Here is a 15,759-nt window from a genome sequence, read left to right as displayed (position 1 = left end):
AAGAGGAGAGGGCGCAATACTTTTGCACCCTCTCCTCTTTATGGCTTACATAAGGCGTATTTCTTAAACAGTGCTGAATTACAGCGTGATTAATTCGTATTCCGCGCTGCCCAGACCGATTTTCACCGCATGTTCAATGGAGGATTTCCAGTTTGTGTTGGGATGTGTGTCTTTAAAATGGTCATGGTGATGGCTGCCGTGTTTTTCCAGTATGCTTCCTGCCATAACAGGCTGGCGGTTTACGGCATCTGCGCAGGCCATATCAAGAGCTACCGGGTCAAAGGAAGCAAACATACCTACATTAGGTATAATGGGGATATCGTTTTCTGAATGGCAGTCGCAGTAAGGAGATACATCCATAACCAGGCTGATGTGGAAATTCGGCCGGTCTTCTAGAACTGCCTGGGTGTATTCTGCAATTTTGTAGTTCAGGATGTCATTGGACTCATCGTAGTCTGTCTCAACGGCATCCACAGGACAGACTCCTATGCAGCGGCCGCAGCCTACGCACCTGTTATGGTCAATGAAAGCCTTTTTATCCTGGAAAGAGATAGCGCTGTGGGCGCAGTTCTTTTCACAGGCGTGACAGCCGATGCATGTTTCTTCACTTACATGAGGCTTTCCGGAGTTATGCATCTCCATCTTTCCGGCCCGTGAGCCGCAGCCCATTCCAATGTTTTTCAAAGCTCCGCCAAAGCCCGTGCTTTCATGGCCCTTAAAATGGGTAAGAGAAATAAAGATATCGGCATCCATAACAGCCCGTCCGATTTTTGCTTCCTTTATGTATTCCCCGTTAATGGGAACCAGGCTTTCGTCAGTTCCTTTTAAGCCGTCGGCAATTAAAACATGGCATCCGGTTGAAAAGGGGGAAAAGCCATTTTCATAAGCGGTATCCAAATGGTCCAGAGCATTCTTCCGGCTTCCCACATACAACGTGTTGCAATCCGTTAAAAATGGTTTTCCGCCCTGGGATTTTACAAGGTCTACCACAGCTTTTGCATAATTGGGGCGAAGAAATGACAGGTTTCCAAGCTCGCCAAAGTGAATCTTTATGGCTGTATATTTATTTTGAAAGTCAATCTGCTCCAGCATTCCGGCAGTTTTTATAAGTCTCTTTAATTTCTGAGGAAGGTTTTCCTGAAAGGTGGCATGAAAGCTCGTATAAAAAACCTTTGATTTTTCCATTTTGGTCTCCTTTAATCCGTGATATGATAACGCTTATTATACTGTAAATAATCAGGGAATTCAAGAAGGCAATTTGCACTTTATTTCCAGAACTATTTATGCTAAACTAGGAGAAGCAAATGACTACGGTTCACAGGAGGATATAAGATGAGTCAGAACATGCGTTCCAGAGAGACGGTTTGCATACAGGGCGGCTGGCAGCCAAAAAGCGGCGATGCCAGAGTGCTTCCGATTTTTCAAAGCACAACATTTAAGTATGATGACAGCGATAAGATGGGAAGGCTGTTTGATTTGGAGGATGAGGGGTATTTTTATACCAGGCTGGCAAATCCTACCAATGATGCGGTGGCCTCTAAGATCTGCGAGCTGGAAGGCGGAGAGGCTGCTATGCTAACATCTTCCGGACAGGCCGCCAATTTTTATGCGCTGCTAAATATCTGCAAGGAGGGAGACCATGTAATCAGCTCTGCTACGATTTACGGAGGCTCCACCAACCTGTTTACCGTAACCTTAAAAAAGATGGGGATTGAATCCACTCTGGTGGATCCGGGACTTTCAGAAGAAGAGCTTTTAAAGGCATTTAAACCAAATACAAAGGCAGTATTTGGTGAAACCATCGGCAATCCGTCTCTTGTAGTTCTTGATATAGAGAAGTTTGCTGGGCTTGCACATAAGCACGGTGTTCCTCTGATTGTGGATAATACGTTTGCAACTCCCATCAACTGCCGCCCTTTTGAATGGGGCGCAGATATCGTAACACATTCTACAACAAAATACATGGATGGACATGCCACCAGCGTAGGCGGTTGTATCGTTGACAGCGGAAACTTTGACTGGGAAGCTCATGCAGAGCGGTATCCTGGGCTTACCACACCTGATGAATCCTACCATGGCATTGTATATACCCAGAAGTTTGGGAAAAAGGCGTATATAACGAAAGCGACCACTCAGCTGATGAGAGATCTGGGGGCGATTCCCTCCCCAATGAATTCCTTCCTTTTAAACCTTGGTCTGGAAACCCTGCATCTTCGGGTTCCCCGTCATTGCGAAAATGCATTAAAGGTGGCACAGTATTTAAGCTCCAGGGAAGATGTGGCCTGGATCAAATATCCGGGGCTGGAGGGGGACGAATATCATGAACTGGCAAAAAAATATATGCCTGACGGCACTTGCGGCGTAATCTCCTTTGGCTTAAAGGGGGGAAGGGAAGCTGCGGTTAAGTTTATGGATGGACTGAAACTGGCGGCTATTGTGACTCATGTGGCAGATGCGCGTACATCTGTTTTGCATCCGGCAAGTCATACCCACAGACAGCTGACGGATGAACAGCTTGTTGAAGCAGGAGTTGATCCGTCCATGATCCGGTTGAGCGTTGGTATCGAAAATTCAGAGGATATTATGGAAGATATCAGACAGGCACTGGAACAGTAAAAGAAAAGTATGAGGAGCGGGAAGACTGCGGTATCAGCGGTTTTCCCGTTGTTTTTGGCATCTTTGAAAAGGATACAGAGTCTGTCGGATGTTGCAAGATAAAGCGGCAGGCTGTATAATTAGAAAGATATGATTCATTGAATTGGCAGCATAGGAGGTGCACAAGATGAAACTGATCAGGAGAATGCTGAGGATTATTTTTGGCCGGACTACGTTTGCGGTCGTTTCTCTTATCATACAAGTGGCTATTCTTTTTGCGGCATACCGCTTTTTAAGCCGTTACCTCGCCTACTTCTATGGTGGTTCTGCTCTGCTCGGTGCATTTGTTATCATTTATATTCTGAACAAAGAGGAAAATCCGAGCTTTAAGCTGGCCTGGATGATCCCAATCGCAGCTGTTCCTGTGTTTGGAACGTTTTTTTATCTGTTTGTGGAGCTGCAGATTGTGGGAAAACTGGCAAATAAACGGCTGCGGGTCAACATGGAAAATACGGAAACCTATCTGACCCAGAGCCCAAGGGTTATGGAGGATTTATCCAGAATCAGCAGGCGAAATGCCAATCTGGCTTATTATATCAAACATTCTGGCCATTACCCGGCATATAAAAATACGAATGTACAGTATTTTCCGCTGGGCGAAACCATGTTCGAAGAGATGAAGAAGGAGCTGGAGGGTGCAAAGCGGTTTATTTTTATGGAATTCTTTATTGTAGAACGCGGGGAAATGTGGGAAGCTATATTGGATATTCTGGAGAGAAAGGCAAAAGAGGGGGTGGAGATCCGGTTCATGTATGATGGCATGTGTTCCCTGACCCTTCTTCCCTTTAGCTATCCAAAGGAATTACAGGCAAGGGGAATAAATGCAAAGATGTTTTCTCCTATTAAGCCTGCGTTTACCACCTACCAAAACAACCGGGACCATAGAAAAATCCTGGTTGTGGACGGTATTACAGCTTTTACCGGAGGAGTAAACCTGGCAGATGAATATATTAACCGGCGTGTGCGTTTTGGCCATTGGAAGGATACAGGAATCATGCTGAAGGGGGATGCCGTTACCAGCTTTACCATGATGTTTCTGCAGATGTGGAACATTTCTGAAAAAGGGCCTGAGGACTATGGGAAATATTTAAGAGATCCGGATTATTTTTATCCCCTGGAGCTTAGCATGGATGGATTTGTAATTCCTTACGGGGACAGCCCTTTGGATCAGGAATCGGTTGGGGAACAAGTTTATCTGGATATCATAAACTCTGCCAGACATTATGTTCACATTATGACACCGTATCTGATTCTGGATTATGAAATAATCCAGGCTCTTACGTTTGCCGCCAAACGGGGCGTGGAGGTCGTTGTCGTTATGCCGGGGATACCGGATAAGAGATACGCGTTCCTGCTTGCAAGGTCTCACTATAAAGAACTGATAAGGGCCGGGGTCCAGATTTACGAGTATATGCCAGGCTTTGTCCATGCAAAGGTATACGCAAGCGATGACATCAAGGCAGTAGTCGGAACTATTAATATGGATTTCAGAAGCCTTTACCTTCATTTTGAATGTGCAGTCTACCTGTATCGGAATGAAGTTATTCGGGATATACAGAGAGATTTCCATGACACTCTGGCCCAATGCCGCAGAATCACCATGGAAGATTGCAGGAATTATCCCTGGTATGAAGTTTTGGCAGGGCGGGCGTTGAGGTTGATTGCTCCGCTTATGTAGATCATTAATTAAATTCTGCTGTTTATGTAAAAATGCGTCGGAAGTATATACTTCCGACGCATTTTTATAAATCACAGATCATAAAAATAGCTTTATGTCAGCGATTATTGGGAAACTTCAAAAATAACCATGTGTGCCATAACCGGGGTTGCACCGTATGAAACGGTCTGGCCGGTTGTGTTAACAAGTGCAATGGTAGATGGAATTGCACCAACAGTAATCAGGGCCATTCCGCTTAACTGTCCTGTTACAATTGGTGAGCTTGATGATACACCACTGCTTCCATTGATCTGTAAAGTAAATTCCACATAAGTGGATGGGCCTGCGCCATCTGTAGATACCCACCAGGATATATAATAATTTTGCTCTGCATTAAGTGTAACAATGCCTGTTGATGTGTTATAAGAGATATTAATACTCTGGTTATTTAATATGGTATTGAATATAACGGGGCTTCCATTTGCTACTGAGGTACCTCCAGTAAGCTGCAGGTCAAATCCCCGTAACTGCGTAAATGGTCCTGGAGGGCCAATAGGTCCGGTAGGTCCTTGAGCACCAGTCGCACCGGTAGCGCCTGTGGTACCGGCAGGTCCAGTCGGTCCAGTTGGTCCAGTTGGTCCGATAGGTCCTTGGGCGCCAGTCGCGCCGGTAGCCCCAGTCGCACCGGTAGCGCCGGTAGCACCAGTCGGTCCAGTCGGTCCAGTCGGTCCAGTCGGTCCGATAGGTCCTTGGGCGCCAGCCGCGCCGGTAGCACCAGTTGCACCAGTCGGTCCAGTCGGCCCTATAGGTCCTTGTGCGCCAGTTGCGCCAGTTGCACCAGTTGCGCCAGTTGCGCCAGTTGCACCAGTCGGTCCAGTCGGTCCAGTCGGTCCAGTCGGTCCAATAGGTCCTTGAGCACCAGTCGCGCCAGTCGCACCGGTCGGTCCGGTTGGCCCAATAGGTCCCTGAGCGCCAGTCGCGCCAGTTGCGCCGGTAGCACCGGTAGGTCCAGTTGGTCCAATAGGTCCTTGAGCGCCAGTCGCGCCGGTAGCGCCGGTAGCACCGGTCGGCCCAGTCGGTCCAATAGGTCCTTGAGCGCCAGTCGCGCCAGTCGCGCCGGTCGGCCCAGTTGGTCCAGTTGGCCCTTGGGCACCAGTCGCGCCAGTCGCACCAGTAGGTCCGGTTGGTCCAGTCGGTCCAATAGGTCCTTGAGCACCAGTCGCGCCAGTCGCGCCGGTCGGTCCAGTTGGTCCCTGTGGCCCTTGAGCACCAGTCGCGCCGGTAGCACCAGTAGGTCCAGTAGGTCCAATAGGTCCTTGAGCGCCAGTCGCGCCGGTCGCACCAGTAGGTCCAGTTGGTCCTTGGGCACCAGTCGCACCAGTCGCACCAGTAGGTCCAGTTGGTCCTTGGGCACCAGTCGCACCAGTCGCACCAGTAGGTCCAGTTGGTCCTTGGGCACCAGTCGCACCAGTCGCACCAGTAGGTCCAGTTGGTCCTTGGGCACCAGTCGCACCGGTAGCACCAGTCGGTCCAGTCGGTCCTTGTATTCCCTGAGGTCCTTGTGGTCCTACAGGACCCTGAGGTCCAGCTGGACCCTGAGGTCCTTGCGGTCCCTGTGGTCCCTGTGGTCCAGTCGGTCCAGTCGGTCCCTGTAAACCTCTAGGCCCTTGTGGCCCAGTCGGTCCAGTCGGCCCCTGTAAACCTCTAGGCCCTTGTAGTCCCCGTGGTCCTTGTGGCCCAGTCGGTCCAGTCGGTCCCTGAGGCCCCCGTGGTCCTTGTGGCCCAGTCGGTCCAGTCGGTCCCTGAGGCCCTCTAGGTCCTGGGCAGCCTCTAGGCCCTTGCGGCCCAGTCGGTCCAACGCAGCATCTAACCTCGGAGCCACAGCAACAGCCCTCGTCAAAGCAGCGTTTTTCATCCCAATTTCTACAATTATTCATTATAATTCCCTCCTGTTAAGGTGCGATATTGCGATGTTATAATTATAAATCTTTTGTATATGGCTAAAATCTATAAAGGGTTTTCCAACTCTTTATAACTTATCATATGTATTGAATGACAGGTTTGTTAGAAAACAAATCAACGGCAACGTATAGTTAATCATTAATTGATTCCTGTAATATTAATCCGGGGCATAGCAAACAAACAGGCATAAAGCAGAGCATAAGATTGAATGTCATTGGTATGCAGTCGAAAGAAGAAATTTTACCAAGGAATTTAGATTTTGAATGATTAAAAGAAATTTAAAAGAACTTAAGTTTAGTGAAATTCATCATATGTTATTAGTTAATTGGTATTCGAACTACAGAAAAAATGACAAACTTAAAAAATATCCGTATTTGAATATCAGCTTAATTGCATTAAAAGCATAGTGGTTTGAACAAAGTGAAGGCCAGCACCTTAAGATGCTGGCCTGGCAATAAAAGCTTATTACCGTTCGTCTGACAACCATTTTCGGGAGGAGAGACTATCACTATTGGAAATAAATAAGGGTATTTTCCTTTTGTTTTCTTTTTGTTACTGTAAATACAAGCCTCCTGAATAGAAGAAAGGCAAGCTTTGTGCCTGAGTACCGCCGCTGGTAGTAAATCCCAGTACGATTGCAACCTGAGTTCCTGCTGTAAGGGGGATGTTTAATCCAGTGGAGAAGCCTGCTCGGGTCGTATAAGCAGGATAAGCAGTTCCCTGTGCATAAACCTGGGTTGCAGGGGTAATGGAACTAGTAATAATGGTATAATTAGCGCTATTGGAAGGCGCGGTTGCAATAGCCACATATAGCGTTATATTGGTAGTAGGTGTAAATGCTGCAACCGTAGCAAAATTTGCATAAATCGACTGAAGGGTTCCATCGGTTGGCATTGTAAAGGTATACCATCCATCCGCTGTATTGATTGAAAACGTGGTCTCGGATGTCAGAGTCAACGTTGTTGCACTTTCTCCATAGCCGGTTAACGAGATAGCGGATGATGCTCCGGTAGAGTTAGTGGCAGGAGTTGCGTTTATATAACCTGTGGCAAAAGGAATAATAAATCCTGAAGAAATTCCAGCTGGTCCGGTCGGTCCAGTCGGTCCTTGTATTCCTTGAGGTCCAGTCGGTCCAGTCGGTCCAACAGATCCTTCGATTCCTTGAGGTCCTTGAGGCCCTTCTGATCCCTGAGGTCCAGTCGGTCCAACAGACCCTTGAGCGCCGGTAGCACCAGTAGGCCCAGTAGGTCCAGCAGCTCCTTGAGCTCCAGTCGGTCCGGTCGGTCCAACAGGCCCTTCAATTCCTTGTGGTCCCAGAGGTCCCTGAGGTCCGGTTGGTCCAGTCGGTCCCTGGGCACCAGTAGAGCCAGTAGGCCCAGTCGGTCCAGTCGGTCCAGTGGCACCTGTGGCGCCAGTAGGTCCAACAGATCCTTCAATTCCTTGTGGTCCCTGAGGTCCTTCAGGTCCCTGAGGCCCAGTCGGTCCAATAGGTCCTTGAGCACCAGTCGCGCCAGTTGGCCCAGTTGGTCCGGTAGCGCCAGTTAGCCCAGTCGGACCAGTCGGTCCAGTCGGTCCAGCAGCACCGGTAGAACCAGTCGGTCCAGTCGCGCCAGTTAGCCCGGTCGGTCCAGTCGGTCCAGTCGGTCCTTGGGCACCAGTAGAGCCAGTAGGCCCAGTCGGTCCAGTCGGCCCCTGGGCGCCAGTCGCGCCAGTAGCACCGGTTGGTCCGGTTGGTCCCTGAGCGCCAGTAGCACCTGTTGGCCCAGTCGGTCCAGTCGGTCCCTGAGGTCCAGTCGGTCCAGTCGGCCCCTGGGTGCCAGTCGCGCCAGTAGCGCCGGTTGGTCCAGTCGGTCCCTGAGCACCGGTAGCACCTGTCGGTCCCTGTGGCCCAGTCGGTCCAGTCGGCCCCTGGGCGCCAGTCGCGCCGGTAGCACCGGTTGGTCCAGTTGGTCCCTGAGCGCCGGTCGCGCCGGTTGGTCCAGTCGGTCCAGTCGGCCCCTGGGCGCCAGTCGCGCCAGTAGCACCGGTTGGTCCAGTTGGTCCCTGAGCGCCGGTCGCGCCGGTCGGTCCAGTCGGTCCAGTCGGCCCCTGGGCGCCAGTCGCGCCAGTAGCACCGGTTGGTCCAGTTGGTCCCTGAGCGCCGGTAGCACCGGTCGGTCCAGTCGGTCCAGTCGGCCCCTGGGCACCAGTCGCGCCAGTAGCACCGGTTGGTCCAGTTGGTCCCTGAGCACCAGTCGGTCCAGTCGGCCCCTGGGCACCAGTCGCGCCAGTAGCACCGGTTGGTCCAGTTGGTCCTTGAGCGCCAGTAGCACCGGTTGGTCCAGTTGGTCCTTGAGCGCCAGTAGCGCCGGTTGGTCCAGTTGGTCCTTGAGCGCCAGTAGCGCCGGTTGGTCCAGTCGGTCCTTGAGCGCCAGTCGCGCCGGTTGGTCCAGTCGGTCCTTGAGCGCCAGTAGCGCCAGTAGGTCCAGTCGGTCCTTGAGCGCCAGTCGCGCCAGTAGGTCCAGTCGGTCCTTGAGCGCCAGTCGCGCCAGTAGGTCCAGTTGGTCCTTGAGCGCCAGTCGCGCCGGTTGGCCCAGTTGGTCCCTGAGCGCCAGTCGCGCCGGTTGGTCCAGTTGGTCCAGTCGGCCCAGTTGGTCCCTGAGCACCAGTCGCGCCAGTGGCACCTGTTGGTCCAGTCGGCCCAGTTGGTCCCTGAGCACCAGTCGCGCCAGTGGCACCGGTTGGTCCGGTTGGCCCGGTTGGTCCCTGAGCACCAGTCGCGCCAGTGGCACCGGTTGGTCCGGTTGGCCCGGTTGGTCCCTGAGCACCAGTCGCGCCAGTGGCACCGGTTGGTCCGGTTGGCCCGGTTGGTCCCTGAGCACCAGTCGCGCCAGTGGCACCGGTTGGCCCAGTTGGTCCCTGAGCACCGGTAGCACCAGTTGGTCCGGTCGGTCCAGTTGGTCCTTGTATTCCTTGAGGCCCTTGAGGTCCTACTGGTCCCTGAGGTCCGGCAGGTCCTTGAGGCCCTTGAGGTCCTTGCGGTCCAATAGGTCCAGTCGGTCCAGTTGGCCCCTGGAAGCCTCTAGGTCCAGTCGGTCCAGTCGGTCCAGTCGGTCCCTGGAAGCCTCTAGGCCCAGTCGGTCCCTGTGGCCCTCTAGGTCCGGTTGGTCCCTGTGGCCCTCTAGGTCCGGTTGGTCCCTGTGGCCCTCTAGGTCCGGTTGGTCCAGGGCAGCCTCTGGGGCCTTGCGGTCCAGGGCAACAACCGCATCTATCAAAGCAGCGATCATCGTCCCAATTTCTACAATTATTCATTATAATTCCCTCCTGTTAAGGTATGATATTTTGATTTTTTGCTTATAAGCGTTTGATGCAAGATTAAAAATCAGAATATAAAGGAACTTCGTACTCCTTTATACCTTATGATATGTATTGAATGACAAGTTTGTTAGAAATTAGCTGAACTTAATAATGACGCAAAAATCACTGCGAATTGGAAGTAAATATTCTGGGATAATTCTAGGAAAATTAGAATTTAAAGATGACTAAGATTGTCTGCAAAGTCAAAGCTTGCCCCTTAGAGTTGGGAATCTAAGAACTGATAGAGCGTGGAGTTATGTATTTTTGCTGATAAGAGAGCCTGTTTCTATATAATTGTAAATTGTTTGAAAGGGGTCATAGATAGTGTACCGGTATTTAATATGCCATGAATTTTAAAAGGTCTGCTGCAGGCTGAGCAATGGCCATTCCAACGAACAGTAAGGACCGGGGCAAAATAAAATACTCCTTTTTAATAAGAATTTTAAAAATAAAAAACTTATCAAAAAGGAGCGTCTATAATAAGCGGGTACACCGTTTTATTCTGATGGTATAGAATCAAAAGAACTTTCATAATAGATACCGGTCAATAGATATTAGCTTTAATTTCATTAATCAGAGCATTCAGCCCTAATTCATTGCAATCGTTAATAAGTCCCATAGTGACAAAACTGCTGTAGAACTTCTTTGCCTCAACTTTATCATTCATATTTATTGATTGGGTCGTTTTTTCGATCAAACTCAAAATTTCATTATTAATTTCACTATTTTTTGTATAGTGCAAAGTTAACTTTTGAAGTTCCCTGATAATTGGTTCATTTATTCCGCTTGCCATGACATTCACCATTTGTGCGCTGGAAGAAGACTCCTTATCTGTTTCGGAGTTATCAATAATCTTTCCATCCCCGAGAAAGCTAATTTCAAGTCTTGAAGCCATATTCCTTTTTGAAATAAGATTGCTGATCAGGTCATAGGCCTGGTGGGTAAATTCCTCATTATTACAAATAAATGAGTAAATTTTACCGGAGCTGATTTCAAAATTGATCCCTATGGAACTTTCCTGTTTCCGATGCCAGTAAAACCAGGTGATGGGATATAGGATCAGAGCCAGAAGTATCCCAATGATGCTTGCAGGGCTGGTACCAGACAAAGCTATGAGTAATAGGATGAGAACAAAATGGTAAGGAAATGTTTTATCTGAGCAGCTTCCCATCCATATATGAGAAATATTTTCAGTTTTAATCATATGATTTTCCCATCTAATCGTATTTTCTTCAATGGTTATGGTAGAGTTTGTAAATCTTAAATTAGTTTGATTTTTCATGAAATTCCCCTCTAAACAATTCCACTATTATTTTCAATGATAGATGCAATGAGAATTGGATTTGTAATCATAATGGTGCCAATCGTATCAAAGCCCATAATTTCCACATATACACTGTAATTGCAGCATCTGCAACTCATGGAGTCTTGATCATAGGCAATGAAAGAAAAGGTATTTGTTTCCCTGCTATCCTCATTTCTGCTGTAAACCAGGCTGGAACTGACAGGCGTTAAAGCCATCAGATCATTTCCTTGTTTAAACAACTGAAATCTGAGATGCATACGGGCGCTGGTGGTAAGGATATTACAGGAAAAGTTAAAATGAATTGAAAAATTCCTGTAGCTGAAGGTATCTATATTAAGCGAAGCTACGTTATATGTAGCGTTTTTTTCCGAATGTTCAGGTAAAATGATACCTCCCTTAGCAGAACATTTTATTAAAGCCTGATTTGCAGGAGGTGAATTACAGGAACACTCCTGAACATTTTGTATACACTGGCTGTGGTTAAGTATTTTGGGCTGGATTGGCTGCGGAAGCTGCATATTCCTATTGGGTGTATTACGATATGGAAAAATAGGACGGCAAGACATACTGAATAAGCGGTTATACATAATGGCCACAGCTCCTTATTTGAATGCTCATAGATAGAGTATTCAGCCGGGTTTGGCCAAACACTCTATCTATGATAGAAAGTTAATTTATGCAGCTATTGGACATACATCCCTTGTACCTACCATTTGAACCAGGAATTAGAAGCAGTCATTATCTACAATAATTGCAGCAAGGGTTGCATTGTTTATAGCAGTAACACCAACCGTAGCAACGCCAGCAACCGTAGCAACTACACTGTAAGTGCAGCAGTCATCGTTGCACAAATCACAGTCGCAAACGAAGAAGGTGAAGGTGTTAGCATCAGTAATAGCTACAAGCCGTGAGAAAGTCCAGATTGGTCCTACGGGAATAGGAGTCAGGATGCCTTTACACTGTTTGAATACCTGGAAATTCAGAGTAATTACAGCAGCGGTAGTAACGATATTACTTGCAAATTCAAATTTAATGCATGGGTTTTTTAAAGCTTTTGTATCAACGTTTACTGTGGCCAGAGTAAAGGCAGCACCGGCAACTGTTGCCAATGGTATGGTTACGCCACCCTGGCTGCCGCATTTTAATATTGTTCTGTTTGGCTTTAAGTGCTTTCTGGGACGTTCGCATACGATATTGCAGTTGCAGTCCTCACATTCATCACAATCGCATTCACATATTCTCATATCAAGATCATTCATGATGTGACCTCCATTTTGCTTAATAATTAGGAATGTTTCGTTATACCATCATGGTATACTACATTATATTATAAAGAAGAAAATATGCTACAACTCAATAGACAATATCTCTTATGATGTCATAATTTGGCCACTGCTTCCTGAAATTATCGGATCCTTAGGGTCAGATCCTTATGTTCCATAGTAACCAGTAACCGATATACATCATGTTTCCATGAAGTTTTCAAACGTTCATCAGAAATTGGGATCACTTCTTTTTGTATATTTGATGCACCTTCGATAAGAAGGCTGCCCAAATCTCCGATTTGTACGGTATTTTCACATACAGTAGGTTCCTCATAGAACATAAGCGACAGCACGGGACATGGAAGATCTCCTTCGTAATGATCGGTTATCGTGATTTCTTTTCCCTTTTCCAGAACAGCGTTTCGGGTGTAGGACTTAATCCGTTCATCCGGGTAGGCAGCTTCCAAATCCATGGAAATATGGCAGACAGAGGCTCCTAATTGATGGGTCACGTTTTTTGCCCGGTAATCAGATCCATTTCTTTGCATGATCTGGGTCCCGCCGTCAAAAAAGGTAGGCAGATTGTGATACCGGGACTGCATGGTCCAGATGTCATACCGGTCTTTTGAAAAGGTTTTTTTTGTATAGGTCTCTACCCCAACGTCTATAAACATGGGTTTCCCATCTTTGTAAATAGTAAAGCTCCCCGTATCGTTGTGATTATGGCTGTCGTCATTATCCCCGGCTTTTACGGCCAGATAAAGATGCTCATCTCTGGCTATGAAAAGCCCAACGCTTTCATACCAGAAATCCCGGTGGGCAATGGGAGATTTTGCAAAAGAAATCATTTCCTTATGGATGAAAACAGTCTGTAAACGGTAAAACAGGTTATGTTCCTCAACAGTTAAGGGATCTTCACTGCTTTGGTAATCCTCTGCGGCAAAAGACATAAGCTCCTCATTTTTCGTCCGCTTGCCAAAGAGGTATTCCCTGGCTCCGCACCGTCCGGCAATGGGAGAGCAGTCTGCGAAATTCACGTAATAAACATCATGAATGTGAGCGGTCAGTATGTAGGAGGCAATGTTCCTGATTTTTTCGGTTTCGTATGCAGGAAGAAAGGCATTGTCTGATATTCCATTTAAAACCTCAAGACAGTTAAAAAGGCATAATCCTGCGTGACGGTAGTATTGGGCGCCTTCATCGCAGCAGCCGTCTTCCCCATATTCATCCAGAAAATAGTCAATACTTCTGCATGCCTTTTTAAATATATCCTCTTTTTGGGTTTTTGGGAGCTCTCTTGTAAAGGCGGAAAGAAGCACGTTCTGGGTACACCAGACTGTCCAGTTATTCATGTGGCTGGCCCCGTCGCCCATCCACCAGAAGTGTTCATTAAGGTAAGGCGTGAAAATCCTCTCCTCGAGATTTTTATTGATCATCTTTGAGAGGAAGGGAGTGACGGAATCCAGTTCCTGCCTTAAAAGGTACTCTGCCACGGCCAGAACGGAAGCGGTTTCCGCTGCAAACAGATCAATGACAGGGCGGGTAACATCAGGAAGGATAGAGGGTGGCGTGTCGCGGATGTAGGAGTTATGGGCAGGAAGCTGCCATGCGTTTTCTTCGCAGATCAAAGAAAGCCCGTTGATGATATCATCAAGAAATCGTCCCTTATATTCTGCGCATTCAGCCAGGACCAGGGCATCAAGAGCGGTTCTTCTTAAAAACAGCTTATCCTGAAAACGGCTTCTGTTTCCGTTTCTGGTAAACTCCATGTAATCCACAGCAGTTAATGAAGGATAATCAAAATTAAAAAAAGCTTCTCCGTTTTTAATCAGGCGGCTTATGAGATCCTCCGGCAGAGAACCCCAGGTATCCCGGTCAGAGGCCTGGGGAAAGGGAGAAAAGCGGGACAAAGGTTTCTTTAATGCATTTGCAAGTTCTGTAATCATGGCTAGTACACTCCTTATTTGTTTTCGTCAGGGTTGACGGTATTTTGCTGTATAAATTCACGGGGAGAAAGCCCGGTGACTTTTTTAAAAACTTTGCTGAAATAAAAGGCACTTTCAAAGCCAAGCTGATCAGCTGCCTCATAGATTTTCATATCCTGTTCCATAAGGAGGTCTTTGGCCCGGTTGATCTTAGCCTGGGCAATGTATTCTGAAAAACCGGTCCCGCAGTTTTTCTTAAACAGAATGCTTAAATAATTGGGACTTAAGCCGAATACTCCGGCCACTTCGTTTAAGGTGAGCTTTTCTGATACATGGTTGTTGATGTACTTTTGTACATTGGTTATAACATGGGCTTTGTAGGTCTTTCGTTTGGATTTCAGCACTTCACAAAGGCCGTCCCGGAAAATCGTCATCCACTCGGCGATCTGCTCTACATTGGTAAAGCGATATATGGAGCGGTACCCGTCACTGTAGGAAGAAAAGATTTCCGACACATTTTCTTCTCCGTCGGGAAGAAGGGAAAGCGCTAAGTAAAGGATGTTGCAGGCTCCGTCTGCGGCCTGGGAAAACCGAAGGGGATGAGCTTCAAACAGCTGGATGATTTCGGTCAGAGTACGGAATAAAACATCCGTATCAAACTCATTAAAGGCTTTGGTTATCTCGCTTTTAAATACGGAGATGTTAAATGCATTGCGGATCGAGGCAGTATCATTACCGGTGAACATGACGATGGGCTGCGCGATACTTGCCCGTCCAAATGCCTGGCGGGCTTCCTGGTAGGATTCGCTGATTTTTAAGGGCTGGCTGACCGGTGTTCCGATTCCCGTGAGTACCGTAACGTTAAAATAATTCCGGATCATATCTGCGACGTTGCGAAATGCATCAAAAACAGCTTCTATTTTATAATCTGCTGATTCGGAGAGGTGAAATATCACTGCAAAGTGCTTCATATCAAGACTTACCACATAGGCGGGAAGATGCCTTCCGATAATTTCTTTTGCCATTTGCAAAGCGCTGTTATAAAGGTTCATAAGTTTTCCATAATCCATTTCCCTGCTGGTTTCTTCCTGAATCTGGCAAAGGGCGGTAAAATAGCAGGTTTCCGTAAAGTCCAGCCTCAAATCTCTGGACTGAAGTTCAAATTGTTCCTCATTGTCAAAAAGGTTATGCAGGAGCCGCATAAAAAATTTTTCATAGTAGCTCTGTAATAAGGGGCGTCCTGAATCCTTGTATCCCATGGAGACCTGAATGGTTTCAAGGCGGGAGAGAGTCTTTTTTACGGCTTCCTCCAGGGCCTTTGCATTTAATTCCAGCTTGATTAAATAATCTACGGCCTCATAGGTCATAGCCTCCTTGATGAGCTGGAATTCTTCGTAGCTTGTTAGAAAAATAAACAGGGGGATCTTTCCATAGGTTTCCCGGCAGGTCTTTGCCAGGGTAAGCCCGTTCATAATTGGCATGCGGATGTCGGTAATGACAATTTCCGGAGAATATTCTGCGATCATTTCAAGGGCATCCTGCCCGTTCATAGCAGTGCCGCAGATCTCAATGCCGTAATCCGTCCAGTTTATCATGGATTTTAATCCGATCTGAACCAATGGCTCATCATCTGCAATCAATAATTTTATCATA

10 protein-coding genes are annotated in these 15,759 nt (G+C 47.5%); 2 read left to right on the top strand and 8 right to left on the bottom strand.

Annotation, left to right across the window (positions count from 1 at the left end; genetic code table 11):
- Positions 1 to 78: 78 nt before the first annotated feature.
- Entirely contained in the window at positions 79 to 1,185 is a 1,107-nt protein-coding gene (locus H171_RS09945) for a DUF362 domain-containing protein (RefSeq protein ID WP_100304993.1), read from the bottom strand.
- Between the two features lie 147 nt (positions 1,186 to 1,332).
- Between H171_RS09945 and H171_RS09940 the strand changes: the two genes are divergently transcribed.
- Positions 1,333 to 2,616, top strand: a complete 1,284-nt coding sequence (locus tag H171_RS09940) for an O-acetylhomoserine aminocarboxypropyltransferase/cysteine synthase family protein (protein WP_100304992.1) — start codon at positions 1,333 to 1,335, stop codon at positions 2,614 to 2,616.
- Between the two features lie 166 nt (positions 2,617 to 2,782).
- Positions 2,783 to 4,333, top strand: coding sequence for a cardiolipin synthase (gene cls / locus H171_RS09935; protein WP_100304991.1), 1,551 nt, complete (start codon positions 2,783 to 2,785; stop codon positions 4,331 to 4,333).
- Positions 4,334 to 4,437: 104 nt separating this feature from the next.
- Here the strand turns inward: cls and H171_RS09930 are convergent, their stop codons facing one another.
- The 7 genes from H171_RS09930 to H171_RS09900 form a co-directional block, all read right to left on the bottom strand.
- The gene (locus H171_RS09930) at positions 4,438 to 6,249 is read right to left on the bottom strand and encodes a collagen-like domain-containing protein (RefSeq protein WP_100304990.1); all 1,812 of its coding nucleotides are present in this window, start codon (positions 6,247 to 6,249) and stop codon (positions 4,438 to 4,440) included.
- 577 nt (positions 6,250 to 6,826) lie between these two features.
- Positions 6,827 to 9,565, bottom strand: a complete 2,739-nt coding sequence (locus tag H171_RS09925; RefSeq protein WP_207655181.1) for a collagen-like protein — start codon at positions 9,563 to 9,565, stop codon at positions 6,827 to 6,829.
- A 589-nt stretch (positions 9,566 to 10,154) separates the two neighbouring features.
- A complete protein-coding gene (locus H171_RS09920; RefSeq protein ID WP_100304989.1) occupies positions 10,155 to 10,892 on the bottom strand; it encodes a hypothetical protein in 738 nt (245 codons plus the stop codon).
- A gap of 11 nt (positions 10,893 to 10,903) precedes the next feature.
- Positions 10,904 to 11,434: a DUF4489 domain-containing protein gene (locus H171_RS09915; RefSeq protein WP_186802536.1), complete on the bottom strand. Its 531-nt coding sequence runs from the start codon at positions 11,432 to 11,434 to the stop codon at positions 10,904 to 10,906.
- Between the two features lie 207 nt (positions 11,435 to 11,641).
- Complete coding sequence (locus H171_RS09910) at positions 11,642 to 12,175, bottom strand: DUF4489 domain-containing protein (RefSeq protein ID WP_038282408.1); 534 nt, start codon at positions 12,173 to 12,175, stop codon at positions 11,642 to 11,644.
- A gap of 146 nt (positions 12,176 to 12,321) precedes the next feature.
- The gene (locus H171_RS09905) at positions 12,322 to 14,127 is read right to left on the bottom strand and encodes a heparinase II/III domain-containing protein (RefSeq protein WP_100304988.1); all 1,806 of its coding nucleotides are present in this window, start codon (positions 14,125 to 14,127) and stop codon (positions 12,322 to 12,324) included.
- Positions 14,128 to 14,141: 14 nt separating this feature from the next.
- The gene (locus H171_RS09900; RefSeq protein ID WP_100304987.1) at positions 14,142 to 15,758 is read right to left on the bottom strand and encodes a helix-turn-helix domain-containing protein; all 1,617 of its coding nucleotides are present in this window, start codon (positions 15,756 to 15,758) and stop codon (positions 14,142 to 14,144) included.
- Position 15,759 lies beyond the last annotated feature (1 nt).

This window comes from [Clostridium] celerecrescens 18A (assembly GCF_002797975.1).
GTDB classification, from domain to species: Bacteria; Bacillota; Clostridia; order Lachnospirales; family Lachnospiraceae; genus Lacrimispora; species Lacrimispora celerecrescens.
Note: the sequence above shows the minus strand (reverse complement) of the source record. Positions and strands in the feature narration are given on the sequence as shown.

What these genes read in the sequence shown, in the direction of transcription:
- H171_RS09925 (WP_207655181.1), bottom strand. Translation starts at nt 9,565, where the DNA reads ATGAATAATTGTAGAAATTGGGACGATGATCGCTGCTTTGATAGATGC.
- H171_RS09930 (WP_100304990.1), bottom strand. Translation starts at nt 6,249, where the DNA reads ATGAATAATTGTAGAAATTGGGATGAAAAACGCTGCTTTGACGAGGGC.
- H171_RS09915 (WP_186802536.1), bottom strand. Translation starts at nt 11,434, where the DNA reads ATGCAGCTTCCGCAGCCAATCCAGCCCAAAATACTTAACCACAGCCAG.
- H171_RS09940 (WP_100304992.1), top strand. Translation starts at nt 1,333, where the DNA reads ATGAGTCAGAACATGCGTTCCAGAGAGACGGTTTGCATACAGGGCGGC.
- H171_RS09900 (WP_100304987.1), bottom strand. Translation starts at nt 15,758, where the DNA reads ATGATAAAATTATTGATTGCAGATGATGAGCCATTGGTTCAGATCGGA.
- H171_RS09945 (WP_100304993.1), bottom strand. Translation starts at nt 1,185, where the DNA reads ATGGAAAAATCAAAGGTTTTTTATACGAGCTTTCATGCCACCTTTCAG.
- H171_RS09920 (WP_100304989.1), bottom strand. Translation starts at nt 10,892, where the DNA reads ATGAAAAATCAAACTAATTTAAGATTTACAAACTCTACCATAACCATT.
- H171_RS09905 (WP_100304988.1), bottom strand. Translation starts at nt 14,127, where the DNA reads ATGATTACAGAACTTGCAAATGCATTAAAGAAACCTTTGTCCCGCTTT.
- H171_RS09910 (WP_038282408.1), bottom strand. Translation starts at nt 12,175, where the DNA reads ATGAATGATCTTGATATGAGAATATGTGAATGCGATTGTGATGAATGT.
- cls (WP_100304991.1), top strand. Translation starts at nt 2,783, where the DNA reads ATGAAACTGATCAGGAGAATGCTGAGGATTATTTTTGGCCGGACTACG.